Annotated in this window: 13 protein-coding genes; 4 read left to right on the top strand and 9 right to left on the bottom strand. The window is 39.1% G+C overall.

All coding sequences use genetic code 11. The features are described 5' to 3' along the window. Nucleotides 1–2: 2 nt before the first annotated feature. From AC1M9N_RS10070 to ftn, 4 genes are all read right to left on the bottom strand, one after another. Nucleotides 3–1,160, bottom strand: a complete 1,158-nt coding sequence (locus AC1M9N_RS10070) for an 8-amino-7-oxononanoate synthase (RefSeq protein ID WP_481954695.1) — start codon at nucleotides 1,158–1,160, stop codon at nucleotides 3–5. Then, nucleotides 1,157–2,440, bottom strand: a complete 1,284-nt coding sequence (gene bioA, locus AC1M9N_RS10065; RefSeq protein ID WP_481954694.1) for an adenosylmethionine--8-amino-7-oxononanoate transaminase — start codon at nucleotides 2,438–2,440, stop codon at nucleotides 1,157–1,159. Before bioA ends, AC1M9N_RS10070 begins: the two co-directional genes overlap by 4 nt. A gap of 82 nt (nucleotides 2,441–2,522) precedes the next feature. Next, nucleotides 2,523–3,248, bottom strand: a complete 726-nt coding sequence (locus tag AC1M9N_RS10060) for an alpha/beta hydrolase family protein (protein ID WP_481954702.1) — start codon at nucleotides 3,246–3,248, stop codon at nucleotides 2,523–2,525. Nucleotides 3,249–3,411: 163 nt separating this feature from the next. Further along, nucleotides 3,412–3,876: a heteropolymeric bacterioferritin subunit Ftn gene (gene ftn / locus AC1M9N_RS10055; RefSeq protein WP_481587223.1), complete on the bottom strand. Its 465-nt coding sequence runs from the start codon at nucleotides 3,874–3,876 to the stop codon at nucleotides 3,412–3,414. Nucleotides 3,877–4,197: 321 nt separating this feature from the next. On the opposite strand from ftn, the gene AC1M9N_RS10050 reads away from it, so the two are divergent. Continuing rightward, entirely contained in the window at nucleotides 4,198–5,262 is a 1,065-nt protein-coding gene (locus AC1M9N_RS10050; RefSeq protein WP_481954701.1) for an SDR family oxidoreductase, read from the top strand. Between the two features lie 61 nt (nucleotides 5,263–5,323). Here AC1M9N_RS10050 and ligA read toward each other — a convergent pair whose 3' ends face one another. The 5 genes from ligA to AC1M9N_RS10025 all read right to left on the bottom strand — a co-directional run bounded on the left by ligA (nucleotide 5,324) and on the right by AC1M9N_RS10025 (nucleotide 13,691). Continuing rightward, nucleotides 5,324–7,369, bottom strand: coding sequence for an NAD-dependent DNA ligase LigA (gene ligA, locus AC1M9N_RS10045; RefSeq protein WP_481954693.1), 2,046 nt, complete (start codon nucleotides 7,367–7,369; stop codon nucleotides 5,324–5,326). Nucleotides 7,370–7,464: 95 nt separating this feature from the next. Next, nucleotides 7,465–8,568: a cell division protein ZipA C-terminal FtsZ-binding domain-containing protein gene (locus AC1M9N_RS10040; RefSeq protein WP_035269249.1), complete on the bottom strand. Its 1,104-nt coding sequence runs from the start codon at nucleotides 8,566–8,568 to the stop codon at nucleotides 7,465–7,467. Nucleotide 8,569: 1 nt separating this feature from the next. Then, complete coding sequence (gene smc, locus AC1M9N_RS10035; protein WP_481954692.1) at nucleotides 8,570–12,022, bottom strand: chromosome segregation protein SMC; 3,453 nt, start codon at nucleotides 12,020–12,022, stop codon at nucleotides 8,570–8,572. Between the two features lie 10 nt (nucleotides 12,023–12,032). Next, the gene (locus tag AC1M9N_RS10030; protein WP_035269253.1) at nucleotides 12,033–12,728 is read right to left on the bottom strand and encodes a GntR family transcriptional regulator; all 696 of its coding nucleotides are present in this window, start codon (nucleotides 12,726–12,728) and stop codon (nucleotides 12,033–12,035) included. A gap of 162 nt (nucleotides 12,729–12,890) precedes the next feature. After that, nucleotides 12,891–13,691 carry a sulfite exporter TauE/SafE family protein gene (locus AC1M9N_RS10025; RefSeq protein WP_481612194.1) on the bottom strand — a complete coding sequence of 267 codons (801 nt, stop codon included), beginning with the start codon at nucleotides 13,689–13,691 and terminating at the stop codon, nucleotides 12,891–12,893. Nucleotides 13,692–13,718: 27 nt separating this feature from the next. Between AC1M9N_RS10025 and AC1M9N_RS10020 the strand changes: the two genes are divergently transcribed. The 3 genes from AC1M9N_RS10020 to AC1M9N_RS10010 all read left to right on the top strand — a co-directional run bounded on the left by AC1M9N_RS10020 (nucleotide 13,719) and on the right by AC1M9N_RS10010 (nucleotide 15,808). Then, nucleotides 13,719–14,471 (top strand): biotin--[acetyl-CoA-carboxylase] ligase, encoded by a 753-nt coding sequence (locus AC1M9N_RS10020; RefSeq protein ID WP_481587217.1) that lies wholly within the window; start codon nucleotides 13,719–13,721, stop codon nucleotides 14,469–14,471. Between the two features lie 26 nt (nucleotides 14,472–14,497). After that, nucleotides 14,498–15,238, top strand: coding sequence for a type III pantothenate kinase (locus tag AC1M9N_RS10015; protein ID WP_481954700.1), 741 nt, complete (start codon nucleotides 14,498–14,500; stop codon nucleotides 15,236–15,238). 102 nt (nucleotides 15,239–15,340) lie between these two features. After that, nucleotides 15,341–15,808, top strand: a complete 468-nt coding sequence (locus tag AC1M9N_RS10010; RefSeq protein WP_481954691.1) for a hotdog fold domain-containing protein — start codon at nucleotides 15,341–15,343, stop codon at nucleotides 15,806–15,808. The last annotated feature ends 26 nt before the right edge of the window (nucleotides 15,809–15,834 follow it).

Here is a 15,834-nt window from a genome sequence, read left to right as displayed (position 1 = left end):
ATTCATAATTGTTCTTTCAACCGCTCCAATTCATCTTGATTCAGCTGAGAATTCATACAAATTCTCAGGCGTGAACTTCCTTGTGGAACCGTTGGTGGCCGAACCGGCAAAATATAAAAACCAGATTGTTGTAATTGTTGTGCGCGCTCAAGTGCACGCTGAGAATCACCTAAAATTAAAGGAATAATCTGCGAGCTTGAAGGACATTCGTAACCTTGCTCAAGAATATATTGACGCAGTTGCAGACTCAAATCACTTAAATGAGCACGTTGCTCCTGCATTTTTTTCATTTTATTCCAAATAAAATGCGTCCAAGCCATGTTGATGGGTGGTTGTGCGGTACTAAAAATCAAAGAGCGCATTTTGTTGATTAAATAATCTTTTAAGATTGGATGACACACAATGTATCCACCAACAGATGCGAGTGCTTTCCCAAATGTTCCTACCAAGAAATCGATATCATCTATGACAGCATATTGTTCAGCGCAACCGAGTCCTTGCTTCCCCCGAACACCAATAGCATGTGCTTCATCTACATATAACATGATTTTACTGAACTGATATTTCAGACTCACCAACGCAGTTAAATCAGTTTCATCACCATCCATACTAAAAATTGATTCAGTTACCACAATGATTCTTTGATACAAGGGATCATCATGATATTGCTCGATCAATTGCTTTAAATGAAGCAGATCATTATGTCGATAACGTATCAGCTTCGCTTTACTTAAGCGAATCCCATCAATCATGCTGGCGTGAATCAATTTATCCGAAAGAATTAAAGTCTGACTATCAGCAATCGCAGGCAAAATACCAATATTCATGTGATAGCCACTGTTGAATAACAGGACTGCCCTTTGATTGAATGATTGACTCATGTCATCTTCAAATTGCTCATATTCAGGATAATTTCCTGTGAGTAATCTTGAAGATGAAGAGCTCATTCTTTTTGAATCTACTGAACAATGATCAAAAAATGCTTCTCTTATTTGTAGATCTGACGCAATTCCTAAATAATCATTACTCGATAGATTCAACATTCTTTGTTGCTGAAGCTCAACCCATTTTCCATGCTGAACGATGGATTTAAACTGCCGAAAATTTCCAGTTTGTTTTAATGAGTCTAACTGCTCTGCGTAGTGGTCCAACAGATTCATCTCATTTCCTCTGCAAGTTCCATCACAACACTTACCAACTGCGTTAATAATTCAGTGAGTTCGACATCTGAAATCACAAAAGGTGGCATGACATAAACTAATTTTCCAAAAGGACGAATCCACACGCCTCGTTCTACGAAACGCTGTTGCAGCGTTTTCATATCAACATTTTGTTTAAGCTCAACAACACCGATAGCACCGAGCACACGAACATCTTGAATATGCGCTTGATCATCTAATCTATGTAAATAATGTTTTAGAATTTGCTCTATTCTTTGAATATTGGACTGCCAATCTTGTGACAATAAAAGCTCAGTACTCTTTAAGGCGACAGCACAAGCCAAGGGGTTCGCCATAAATGTAGGTCCATGCATAAATACGCCAGCTTCACCAGAGCTGATCACTTCAGCGACATGTCGTGTGGTCAGTGTTGCAGATAAAGTCATATACCCACCGGTCAGCGCCTTACCAATACACATGATGTCTGGTTCAACTTGAGCGTGTTCCCAAGCAAATAATTTACCTGTTCGCCCAAACCCCGTGGCAATTTCATCAAATATCATTAACACCTGATATTGATCGCATAGCCTCTTGGCTTCGCGTAAATATTCAGGATGATAGAAACGCATGCCTCCAGCACCTTGCACAATCGGCTCAACAATCATGGCAGCGATAGTGGCATGATGGTTTTTTAAAGTTTCTGCCAATACAAGAATATCTGCTGGATTCCAATCTTCATCAAATCGAGTCTGCGGTGCAGGAACAAAATAACGAGAAGGCAAGCTAGAACCAAAGACCTGATGCATCCCTGTGACGGGATCACAAACTGACATTGCATTCCATGTATCACCATGATAACCAGAACGCGTCGTGATAAAACTGGTTTTATCTTTCTTATCTTGTGCGGTCCAATATTGAACTGCCATTTTCAATGCGACTTCAACGGCGACAGAACCTGAGTCCGCATAGAATATTTTATCTAATTGAGGTGGGGTAATTTTTAATAACGTTTTCCCTAATTCAATCGCAGGATCATGAGTAAGCCCACCAAACATAATGTGTGACATGTGCTGCAATTGATCCGACACAGCTTGATTAAGTTGAGGATGGTTATACCCGTGAATGGCACACCACCAAGATGACATACCATCAATGAGTTGACGACCATCTTCAAGTTCAATCATCACCCCTGTAGCCTTTTTCACTTTATATGTCGGCAGTGGGTTTAACATCGAAGTATAAGGGTGCCATAAGTGTGATAAATCGAATTCGTCAACCATCCTGGAAGAGTGTCCTTATTAATCTAGACAGAGCATAACGCGAATTATTTTTGTTATGAATTGCCTGATTAGACAATATTCATCAGGATTTCTCATTCTTTCTTAGATATTGAACGATTTTGTCACTTAGTTGTGTAGCTCTAAAAATTGAAAAGCAGTGAGAACCTGGGATAATTTCGAATTTAAAAAACTTTGCATCTATCTTTCGGATATTATCTAGAACTTTGCTACTAACTAATCCATCATCATCAGCAAATACATGTAATTGTTTTCCGACATAATTTTTCAATATCTCGACAGTATTAAGATGATATAGTAAATCCAAGCCCTGCTTTTTTAAATCTAGCTCTTCACTCGTAATTGAATTTTGCAAAGATTGCCAATCTTGTTTAGCAGTTTGGCTGCCCTGTGAGACCAGATAACAAAATCGCTTTAAAGTGGTCATGGGGTCATTTTCAAAAGATTCTCTAAAACTTTGAAAAGTAGAAAGCGGCATACCTGTAGACCAGCGTTCATTGGCAACAAAGCAAGGATTCGATGCTAAAGTAATTAACGTTTTTGCCTGACCTGAAAGCTCGAAAACCTTTTGGGTGAGCAACGTTGCTAATTGCCCGCCTAAAGACCACCCTATAATGACATCGACTTTTTTAGCTAACTCTACATGTTTAGATAATTCCACAGGATCGAGTGCATTAAAGATATTAATCAGATCGATTTGAAATCCTGCCATATCCAAAGTAGTTTTTAAGTTTTCAAGTGGTTTTGTTCCGAGTCCCCAACCGGTAATTAATAAGATTTTACTCATGATTGCCAATCCTTAGCTGATCGTTTTCGGTCAGTATATAAAGCCAAGCACAATAACTCATTGAGCAAATCATTCAATTTCACTTTGATTTTTAGATAATTATTAAAAATGATTCAATTCAGACAAAACTCAGGTATAAAAAAACCCAGCCTTGCTGGGTTTTAACTTACATTTGAGACTGAATATAGTTTTGTAAACCGATCAGTTCAATTAAGCGAAGCTGTTTTTCTAACCAATAGGTATGATCTTCTTCGGTATCCGACATTTGTTGACGCAACATATCACGTGTCACGTAATCGCCTTTTTCCTCGCAAAGCTTTACACCTTGCGCTAATTTTTCACGCACTTCGTACTCAAGCTTTAAATCTGCTTTTAAACATGAAACGACGTCTTCACCTACTTCAATATCATCACGATTCATATTCGGTGTGCCTTCTAGGAATAAGACACGGCGAATAATAGCATCAGCATGTTGTGCTTCTTCTTGCATTTCATGATCGATACGCTCAAAAATCTTAGTGAGACCCCAATCTTCATACATACGTGAATGAATGAGATATTGATCACGAGCAGCCAGTTCACCACCGATCAACATATTTAAGTAATCTACGACTTCTGGATTGCCACGCATTTCAATCACTCCATTCTTTAATAGCAACATTATGAACAATCAGAGCTTATTTTGCAAAAAATATAATGTGTAAGTTTATGATTTTTATATAATTAAAATGAGAAACATACGCATTTGCAGTTTGAATCACTTATTTTTTACTTAAAAAATAACCCCTTGCATACAGTTAAAAAAATTCGAGAGCAGTTTTAATCAAATTTTAGCTCTATTTAATTTTGTAACCAATCGAAGTGACTCTCATTACATTTGAGTTGATGTTGAAAATGATCAAGGACAAATCCTTTTTTTAATTTTAGAATGAATCTATTTGACCATCAGGCAATAACAATGATGACGACTACTGCCCCGATTTTGGTGACAGGTGCAACTGGCTATATTGCTGGTTGGGTAATTAAACAATTATTAGAACAAGGATACACCGTTCACGCCACTGTACGAGACTTAACTAAAAGTTCAAGTTTTCAACATTTAGAACAAATCGCATCTCAAACTTCAGGCGCTTTAAAGTTATTTCAAGCAAATCTCTTAGAAGAAGGCTCGTTTGATGAAGCAATGAAAGACTGTGAAATTGTGATCCATATGGCGTCACCTTTTTTAGTGACTAATTTTAAAGATCCAATCACAGACTTGATTGACCCTGCACTAAAAGGTACGACCAATGTACTGAGCAGTGTCAATCGTACAGATACAGTAAAACGTGTCGTTGTCACATCTAGTATTGCTTCAACTTATGGCGATGCAGTGGATATTTTGAAAACTGAGCATAACCAGTTTGAAGAAAGCCATTGGAATACCACTAGTAGTGCCGAACACCAACCTTATTTTTACTCTAAAGTCGCAGCAGAACGTAAAGCATGGGATATGCAAAAGGCACAATCTCGATGGGATTTAGTGTGTATCAATCCCTCATTGGTTGTTGGACCATCACTCACACCTTCTACGCAATCTGGAAGTGTTGAAGTCATTCAACAATTTGGAAATGGCATGACTTTATTTGGTGTTCCTCCAATGTGGAATGGGTTAGTCGATGTTCGAGATGTCGCTCATGCGCATATCCAAGCAGCACTTCACCCTAAAGCACATGGACGATATATTATTAATGCTAAAACGATGACCCTACTCGAAATGGGTAAAACATTACGACAACATTTTGGTGGACGCTATCCTTTCCCACGAATGATTGCCCCCAAGTTTTTATTCAAATTACTCGCTCCTCTGTTTGGCTATACGCGAAAATTCGTTGACTTGAATGTGGGTTACCCCATTTATTTCAATGCTGAGCGTAGTAAGCAAGAATTAGGCATGCAATATCGTGACGTTGAGACAAGTATCGTAGAACATTTTCAACAGCTACTTGACGATGGCATTATCAAAAAACGTGGTTAATATCTAATTACTCGAGAAAAAAGGGCATCTATTGATGCCCTTTGTTATGTGCAAGATACACTTAAGACTCAGGTTCAGTGAGCTGACCATGCTGGATCATAAATGCAATAAACTCAGCTTCATTCATCACCGGAATACCTAGTTTTTCTGCTTTTTCAAGTTTGGAACCTGCCTTTTCACCAGCAACCAAGCATTTCGTTTTACTGGATACACTACCACTCACACGTGCACCTAATGCCTGTAAGAGTTGAGTCGCTTCATCTCGCCCCATACTGCTTAAAGTACCAGTCACCACCCAGCTCTCACCATTTAAAGGTTGTCTAGTCGGTGCTATCGGTGCATCCCAATGAATTCCAGCCTCAATTAATCGATTTAATACTTCAATATTATGTTCAGCTTTGAAAAAGTCTAATATCCATTCTGCAGTAATATCACCTACATCAGGGGTTTTCTTTAATGCTTCTAAATCAGCAGATTTCAGCGCATCTAAAGTCTGGAAGGTATTGGCTAACATTCGAGCCGTAGTCTCGCCTACTCCTCGAATGCCTAGTGCGTAAATAAATGCCGCTAATGTTGTTTTTTTACTACTTTCAATTGAGTCGATGAGATTTTGTACAGATTTCTCACCCATTTTTTCAATAGTCAATAATTTTTCACGATGCTCGTGCAAGTGATAAATATCTGCAACATCTTTGAGGAGTTCAAGATGTAATAAAGACTCAACCCAACGATCACCCAAACCTTCGATGTCCATTGCTTTACGTGATACAAAATGACGGATCGCCTCTATACGCTGTGCCGCACAATAAAGCCCACCAGAACATCGTGCTAAAGCTTCGCCTTCAGGCATCACAACTGGAGAAGCACATACAGGACATTGTTCTGGCAATTGAATTTCAGTGGTTTCTAGAGGTCGAAATTCTGGCCAAACCTTTTCAACTTTAGGAATAACATCTCCGCTACGATAGACACTCACCGTATCTCCAACGCGCACGTCCAAGCGATGTATTTCACCAATATTATGTAAAGTCACGTTTGATACTGTGACTCCGCCTACCGATACAGGATTTAATCGCGCTACAGGCGTTAAAGTACCTGTACGCCCTACCTGCCAATTAATATTTTCAACCGTTGTTAGCGCAGCCACTGCAGGGAACTTATATGCTGTTGCCCATCGAGGTTCACGACTTAAAAAGCCTAATTGTTGTTGTTGCTTCAAATCATTGACTTTGATCACCATCCCGTCAATTTCAACTGACAGGTTTGGACGCTCCTGATTTACAGATTCATACGCCGCTTGAACCTCTTCAATACTGTCACAAACAAAATGTTTTTCCCCAACAGCAAAGCCCAACTGTTCAAGCCAATTTAAGCTCTCTGACATCGTGCTCAGACCATGATGTGGCATGCATTGCGCAATACCATAAGCATAGAATGCAAGTGGTCGTGATGCTGCTATGGTCGGATCAAGTTGACGCAAACTCCCTGCTGCTGCATTTCTTGGGTTAGCAAAAGTTTTCTCACCTTTGGTCTCATTTTCAGCATTTAACTTTACAAATCCAGCTTTAGGCATTAGTACTTCGCCACGAACTTCTAACAACGCTGGTGGTACACCTTGAGACATCATGAGTACTTTAGGCAAATTACGAATTGTTTTTACATTTTGGGTTATGACTTCTCCTGTTTCACCATCCCCACGTGTAACCGCTCGAATCAACACACCGTGTTCATACCATAGCGAGATCGCAAGCCCATCAAATTTAAGTTCGACGTCGTATTGGATTTTTTGGTTCGGTAAACGCTCTTCAATACGACGTGCGAAGGCAAATAACTCTTCTTGATTAAAAACATTGCCCAAAGACAACATTGGAACAGTATGTGTAATATTTTCAAACTTAGATAAAGGTTTATCACCCACTTTATTGGTCGGTGTATCCGCCTGTACTAAATCAGGATATTGTTCTTCTAAGTTTTTTAGTTGATGAAACAATTGATCATATTCACTGTCTTCAATTGTCGGCTGATCCATCACATAATAAGCATGGTTATGCCGAGCCAGTAATTGAATGAGTTGGCGCATTTGCGCAACGACAGCGTTCTGATCCATATTTTCACCATATAAAAAGGCGGAAAATTCCGCCCAATAATTTCAACCTAAACAGTATAAATGACTTTACACAAATACAGTAAGTCACCTAGGAATTAAACCGCCTGACCTGATCTATAGTCGATTGCTTTATGGCGCCAGTGTTCTTTTAACTGCGGTGTAAATTCAAGATTATTTTCATCATAGACGGTACCATCTGTTTCACGGGCAATAAGCCCTGCAATACTAACCATACTGTCATAGCCTTTTTGAACATTATGATGCGGTAATGCTAAGAAGAATGCTAAACCTTGGACTTGTTCACCAGATAATGTTTCTAAATCAAAACCTGCAGGACCCTGATCTGTGATTCTGAGTACGGAAAACAGCAATGGGCTGACTGCATCAGGAGTTTCATAACGATGGAAACAGTTCATTTCGCCAAAGCGCAATCCATATTTCATTAATACTTTCAAAGCTTTATCACCAGAAAGTGCTTTTCGAGGGTTCGGATACATATTCAAACTAATAATGTATTCGGCATTTGCTAAAGCACTTTCATCATCAAAACGTTGCTGTTCATGTAAATGCACATCCAAGATGCTGCTTTCTTCTTCAAATTCTTTGATTTCAGCAGTTTGAATATTCGGATTTAATACAAAACTTGGCTCAACTTTTTTCGAGTCTTCAATTGTAGTTTCTACGATTGAATCTTTGGAAATAAGATCTGCACTTTGAGTGTCTGTTACACCATCAATCGACTGAGCTTTACTCTCGACTGTTTCTGTATTTTTTTCTAGTGGGTCAGTCTCAGTGCTGTCCGAGTTTTTACTGGAGTCGAGCAGAGATTTACTTTCTTTCTCTGCAAGGTCTACCGAAGTATTCAGTTGCACTGTATCTACCACTTCTACAGTTTTTTGAATATTTTCAGGCGTCTTTGTAGCATGCTGATCAGCTGTTTGATCCACTCGAGCCACATCACTCGCTTCAATGTCTTTCAAACTTGGCTCTACACGCTCAGAAGAAGCCAATGGTGCGGCTTGCGCCTGTAAAAGACTACGAACATGACGAGGAATGACGGGTTGATTACATTGTTCATTTATATGTAATTCAGCATCTAATGACGGTGCTGCATCACTCGGCTTGCGCAGGATCATAAACAACCCTATGCAACAGATCACGATTGCGATCACAATTCCGATAATGGTACTGATTTCCATATTAAGACTCCGCAGCTAAACCGTATTCTTTCGCTTCTTCTAGATCAACAGTGACTAACTTCGATGTTCCTGGCTCAGGCATTGTTACACCGATTAAGTCAGTAGCCATCGTCATCGCAACTTTATTGTGTGTAATGTAAATGAATTGAACCTGTTCAGAAAGCTCTTTTACTAAATTACAAAAACGTCCAACATTTGCATCATCTAACGGTGCATCAACCTCATCCAATACACAAAATGGTGCTGGATTCAGTCGAAATATAGCAAAAACTAATGCTAGTGCTGTTAGTGCTTTTTCACCGCCTGATAACAATGCTAAAGAACTATTTCGCTTTCCTGGTGGTCGAGCCATTAGCTTTACACCAGATTGCCAATCATCTTCTAAACTTAAACTTGCTTCACCACCATTAAACACCTTTGGGAATAAGTTTTGCAATTTCGCATTTACTTGATCAAAGGTAGTCATGAATAGCTTTTTAGTTTCTTGATCAATGCTTTTCATCGCATCTTTTAATTGTGCGACTGTTTTTTCAAGATCTTCAATTTGATGGCTCAAATCTTCATAGCGCTTTGATACTTCTTCATACTCTTCTGAAGCTGCTAAGTTCACAGCGCCTATTTTGTCAAACTGACGCTGTGCTTGCTCTAACTGCTGTTGGTGCTGAGTCAGATCGATTGGCACATTTTCTAATAATTCAGCATTAAGCTCTTTTAATTGTTCAGCATAATGTTGTAAATCAGATTTAGCCACTTGCCATGCTAAACGCTTCTCTTCTAACTGGGTTCTAAAGTGCTCATCACTTTGCTGATGATTTAATCGTAGCTCCGTCAATTTTTGTTGCTTAGACTGTATTTCATTAAGTTCGACTTGCCATGAGGACCAAGTCTTTTGTAACTTTTCAGTCTGCTGCTTTTGAACCTCATATTGGCTTTGCAAAGTGGGTAATTCTAATTGAATCGGATCCACGAAATTTTTAGCTTGTGTAATTTGAGTGATGATCTGCTGATATTGCGTTTTTAGAAAACTTGCATCTTTTTCCAACAGCTCAATTTGTTGCTGATTTTGCGTATGAGTACGGCGGTTTGTTTCTAACTCTTGTTGTTTTTTGTAGACTAAGTCCTGAAGATGCTCAACCTGATCATTCAATTCTTCAACTTGAAACTCTAAGGTTTTGTAGTGTGGAAGATTGTGTTCAATTTTAAGCATCAATGCATGTAAATCGATTTCCAAATCATCTTTTTGCATCGCATCTTCTTCAAGCTGCGCATCAAGTTGAGCAATTTGTGACTCGATGTGTAGATTTTGCGACTCGAAAGCCTGCTGAGCCATTTGCTGTTTTGCAATCTTCACTTCAACTTGGTGAGCAAGGGCTTGATGATTTTTTAACGCTTTTTGCAACTCCGTACATTCACTATTTTTTTGTTCAAGCTTTAATTGCATCTCAGCGAGTTCGAGCGTCATTGACTCATGCGCTTTCACCATTTGTGTCAACTCTGAATCAATTTCATCTAATCGAATTCGGTGGCTAAGTGCTCCTTGAGCATCTTGACTCGACTCATCAAAGTACAGACCAATCATCCAGTCAGGACCAATATGATAGCCATCCAAACTTAAAATAGACTCACCTTGTTTTAATTGAGGCTGTAATTGAAGCGCCTGCTCAAAATCTTGAGCTATCGCAACGTTTAACCATAATGAGTTTTGGGGGAAATCAATCCAGCTCGCTAATGTGGGTAAACCAAGTACAGTCCCAGATACATCTTGCTGCATAACTTTTAATTGACGGGCAGATTCGGTCTGAAATAAATCTTCACTCTTTAACGTATTCGCATGCAGCCACTTTGACAGAAATTTTTCGACCAATGCTGCAAACGGTTTCGCCTGATCTTTTAGCTTCAAAATTTGCATTAAAGGGTCATTGCTCTTCGATGCATGTCGACTGACTTTCACCACAAGCTGTTGTAATTGTTTTTGTTCAGATTTCAAAATCTGGATGTGTGAATTCAAATCTGTGCATTTACTTTTTTGCTCAGTCAATGAGATTTGATCACGTTTCAATTGAGTTTCTAATTTCTCAATTCTTTCTTCTAGACGAACGATTTCAATCTGTACATCATGTTTTTCATGCAGGAGATTGTCAATATCATCCTGTTCATACTGTGCTTGATTTTGAGATTTTTGTACGAGCAAAGTTTGTTTTTGCTGCTCAATTCGAAGCACATTTTTAGCCAATTGATCACTCTGCGCCAACATTTGTGCACGTTGCTGTTGTTGCTTTTCAACCAATGCTTTTATTTCAGAAAATGATTTTTGCGCTTCAAGTTGCTTTGCCTTCAGCTCATTGAATTGTTGTAAATCAAGCTGTGCATTTGATTCAGTATCACTCAATGTTGTTGCTTGATGTTCTTGCTGGAGGATCAAATCTTCCAACTGAATATCAATCAGTTGCATCCGCTCTTTGGTTTGTATTTTTTGCTCTTCAAGCTGCTTTAAAGTTAAAGTATTTTGAGCAAACAATTGCTGTTTTTGATCCAAATTGGCTTGTAATTCAGCCAGCTTTTTTTCAGCTTGTTGCCATTCTTGCTGAAGTGGTGTGGATTGTTGCATTAATCGCTGAAATAACTCATTTGTTGCTGTTAAATCATGCTCAACAGTGGTGAGTTCAGAACGAACAAGCTTAAATTGCTCACCCAATTCAGTCATTTCAGTTGTATATTCTTGTTGAATTCGTTCACTTTGATGGCATTGAAATGAAAGTATCTCAACTTTCAAAGTTCGAATTTCAGTCTCTAAGGCTTTATATTGAAGTGCAGCTTCTGCTTGACGCTTTAGTGTCTTTAATTGGGATTTTAATTCAACAGCAATGTCATTTAGACGACTTAAATTTTGATTAGTATGTTCTAAATGTTGCATCGTCTCACGACGACGTGCTTGATAACGTGATACTCCAGCAGCTTCTTCGATATAAACACGCATTTCATCTGGTTTTGCATCGACCAAACGATTAATCATGCCTTGTTCAATAATCGCATACGAACGAGGACCTAAGCCTGTTCCTAAAAAAATATCTGTAATATCACGGCGGCGGCATTTTGTGCCATTGAGAAAATATTCAGATTTACCATCGCGATTGACTTGGCGACGTACCGCCAACTCACTATAAGCGTTGTATGCTCCACCTAGTTTGCCATAGGTGTTTTCGAAGCGTAATTCTACACTGGCCATTCCCACTGGTTTACGCTTTGCTGTCCCAGTAAAAATGACATCCTGCATACTTCCACCACGTAACTGGCGTGCGCTTGACTCTCCCATCACCCATCGGATTGCATCGATGACGTTGGATTTACCACAACCATTTGGTCCCACGACTGCGGTACGGTTGGCTTTAAATTGTAAGGTGCTGCTATCCGCAAAAGATTTAAAGCCAGAGAGTTTTAAGCTGCTTAATCGCATAGTGTCCTGATTATCTGCGCGATCTCCGCGCCCAAGCTAGTTCAATTTGTTTCATTCGTGTCAGTGACTCTAACACTAGATTGCGCAAGTGTCGGCAAAAATCTTCCATAAATAAAGTAGCTTGTTGTGATTTTCGGATCAAAATTGCATCGATCACGAGCTTAATTAATTCAAGTGCTTCTTGGAGCTCTCTACGCGAAGTATTTAAGGTTAAAAAATAACTACGACGTATAGATGGCAACAGTTCGCGATAAAACTTCATTAAGTATGGGTTGGCTACCATATCTTGTTGCTTAGCTAAAAATTGAAATACACCATCGTAAAATTTTTCAGTATTACTTTGTTTAACTTGTTCAATTAAATATTGCAAAAGTTGCTGAAGCGCCTCAGCTTCATGATTACGCCAAGTTTCACTCATACGCTGGACGATCTGCCCTAACATAAGAGCACTCGTATCAAATAAAGCTCGCACTTGTTGGGCAGACATTTCTGACACAATTGCGCCGCGTCTTGGATAAATTTCAATTAAATGCGTGCGTTCAAGTAATAATAAAGCTTCACGTACCGAACCTCGACTCACGTCTAATTCTTTAGCGATACGCAATTCTTGTATACGTTCACCTTCGACCAATTCGCCACTAATAATCTGTTCACTTATATGTCTGGCTATTTGCTCTGAAAGGCTGTCCACTTCTTCCAATTGCATAATATTCCTATTTATTTTTTTACTCACACTTCATCAAGCATGATGCTATTTTATTGTTTTTATACCAATAGCATCATACTGACTATGTCTTTGTCTGACAATTTATCAAATTTTTAAGTCAATACACATCACTATTTTTGAGAGTTATTTGGCATATTTTTCTCAAAATACGCCTTGATAAATAAAATAGATACCTACAGTTGTAAGCAAAGCTGCAAAACATTTTTTCAACATCGCTGCTGACAGTTTATGTGCAACTTTTGCTCCTACTTTTGCGGTGATAAAACTCATTACACTAATGCCAATGAATGCATAAACATGAACATATCCAATGGCATTTTCGATTTCAGCAGGTGCTTTTTGTCCGTAGAACATAAATCCAAATGCACCTGCTAAAGCAATCGGCAGTCCACATGCAGCAGATGTTGCAACAGCTTTTTGCATCACCACCCCATGATGATTCAAATAAGGTACGGTTAAACTTCCTCCACCGATCCCAAAAATTGCTGAAGCCACCCCAATTCCACTTCCCGCAGCCAATTGAGCAGGTACAGAAGGTAGTTGCTTAGATTGATCGACCACCACATTAGCTCCACGGAACATACGGTATGCAACCCAAATTGCGAAACAACCGATAATCAATTGCAGCACTGGTCCAGAGATAATACTGGCCAATCCAGCACCAAAAAATGAACCCAGTACCAAACCTGGCGCTAAATTTTTAAATACTGACCATAACACTGCACCTTTTTTATGGTGTGCCATAACCGAGCTAATCGATGTGACCACAATCGTAGCTAATGATGTTCCAAGCGCCATGTGCATAATGACAGTTGGGTCATAACCCATTTGGGTAAATACAATAAATAAAATGGGTACGATGATTAATCCACCGCCCACGCCAAACAACCCTGCAGTAAAACCAGCGATTGCACCAATAGCTAAATATATGATTAACTCCATAAATCTTTTACTCTTCTCAGATTCAACATGGATTTAGAGACTCGCCACCTCAGTCAGCTTTTAACTGAAGCTCAACAACTTCCAGAAGTTTTACTGTTAAAACAGAGCACCACTTCAACCAATGATGAAGTACGTGCACTCATCAAAAAAGGTGTACAGGGGATTCTTGTATGCAGTGAGACTCAAACTCAGGGACGTGGACAACATCAACGACAATGGGTTTCCCCAGTCGGGAATATTTATTTAAGCACATTGCTAGAAACCAAAACACCCTTAGATGGTCGACTATCCCTTGAAATTGCACTTAATATTTTGCAAATTCCTTCATTTAAGTCATTGGATCATTTACAAATCAAATGGCCAAATGACCTTTATAGTGTGCAAGGTAAATGGGGTGGTATTTTGGTAGAGCCTGTAACCCCACATCAGGCGATTGTTGGCGTTGGTGTTAATTTATTGCCTGTTTCTGATGCAGCAATCGAACAGCAAACCACCTCCATTATGCAATTGGGTTTAGCTCATCCAAATCGAATTAAGATTATTTCAGAACTTTATCTCGCCATCATGCAAGCCGGACAATGGTTTGAGCACGGAAGTTATAATCTCTCAGGACGTTTCAATCACTATGCTGCTTTTATGAATCAGACTGTAGAGTTTGAGCAAGTGAATAAAACAGTACAAGGTATCTTTAAAGGTATTGGAGATGATGGTCGAATTAATATTTTGACTGAACAAGGTTTAATCGGTTTGTATCAAGGGCGTTTACGCTTAAAAAAATAAAGAAAAGATAGGTCAGCGAATACATGATGAAACGTCTTTGGTTAGATATAGGCAATACGCGTTTAAAATATTGGATTACGGAAGGTGAGCAAATCTTAGAGCATGTGGCGGAGCTTCATCTACAATCTCCTGCGGACTTAATGTTGGGTCTCATCCAACACTTTAAATCTCAAAACCTATCAGAAGTCGGTATCTCATCTGTTCAAGACAAGAAAAATAACGATCGTATACTCAAAATTTTAAAACTGCTAGATATCCCAATTGTCGTTGCTAAAGTTCATCAAGAATATGCAGGACTTCAATGCGGATATACAGAACCGAATCAATTGGGTATCGATCGTTGGCTACAAGTTCTAGCGGTCGTCACCGATCCTCAAGAGAAATATTGCGTGATCAGTTGTGGAACGGCCTTAACGATTGATTTAGCAGATGGATTTAAACATTTAGGTGGATATATCGTACCAAATCTCTATCTACAGCGAGATTCACTTATTCAAAATACCAAAGGGATCAAAATCCCTGATGCTGCATTTGATGAGTTAAGTCCTGGGCAAAATACAATGGATGCTGTTCATCATGGTATTTTATTGGGATTGGTCAGTATGATCGAAAAAGTTTTAATAACATCACCAAGAAAATTAATCCTTACAGGTGGAGATGCAGCACTTTTTGCTCAATATTTACAATCTTATGACCCGAAAATTGAAACCGATTTATTATTAAAAGGCTTACAACGCTATCTTGCTGTCACGCAACAGAAAACATAACTTGGTCATCAGGTCTGCTGAACTGAGTGTCTCTTAAAACAAAAAATTATTCACTCAGTGTCAGTACACACATCCAAAATACAAAAAAACAGGCTGAACAACATGAATAACAGGACGTTAAACGTTTGGAATATCGCGAAGAAACTGCCCTTTGGGAAAATACTTTTCAATCAAGTGATCCAACTCAAAGCACCTTATTTCAAGTCGATTCGCACGAAAATTATTGAATTGAGACCAGATTTTTGTCAGGTCCAGATGTCTAAAGAAAAAAGGGTTTTAAATCACCTCGATAGTGTACATGCGATCGCATTGTGTAATTTGGCAGAGCTTACTGGTGGTCTAATGACAGAAGTCACTCTTCCACCAAGCCATCGATGGATACCCGATGGTATGCAAGTCAACTATATTAAAAAAGCAACGACCGATTTAACAGCAGTTGCTTACCCTCTGACGCCAATTCAAACGGGTCAATCCATACCAAATAGATTTGTAGCGTGTATCGAAGTCCATGATCAAAACCAAGCGCTTGTCTTTAGAGCAGAAATCAATATGTGGGTGACATCACGTTAAACACGTCAGTGAGAGCTTATAGCTTC

This window comes from Acinetobacter sp. ANC_7655, from assembly GCF_056784015.1.
This window is presented reverse-complemented; position numbering and strand designations above follow the sequence as displayed.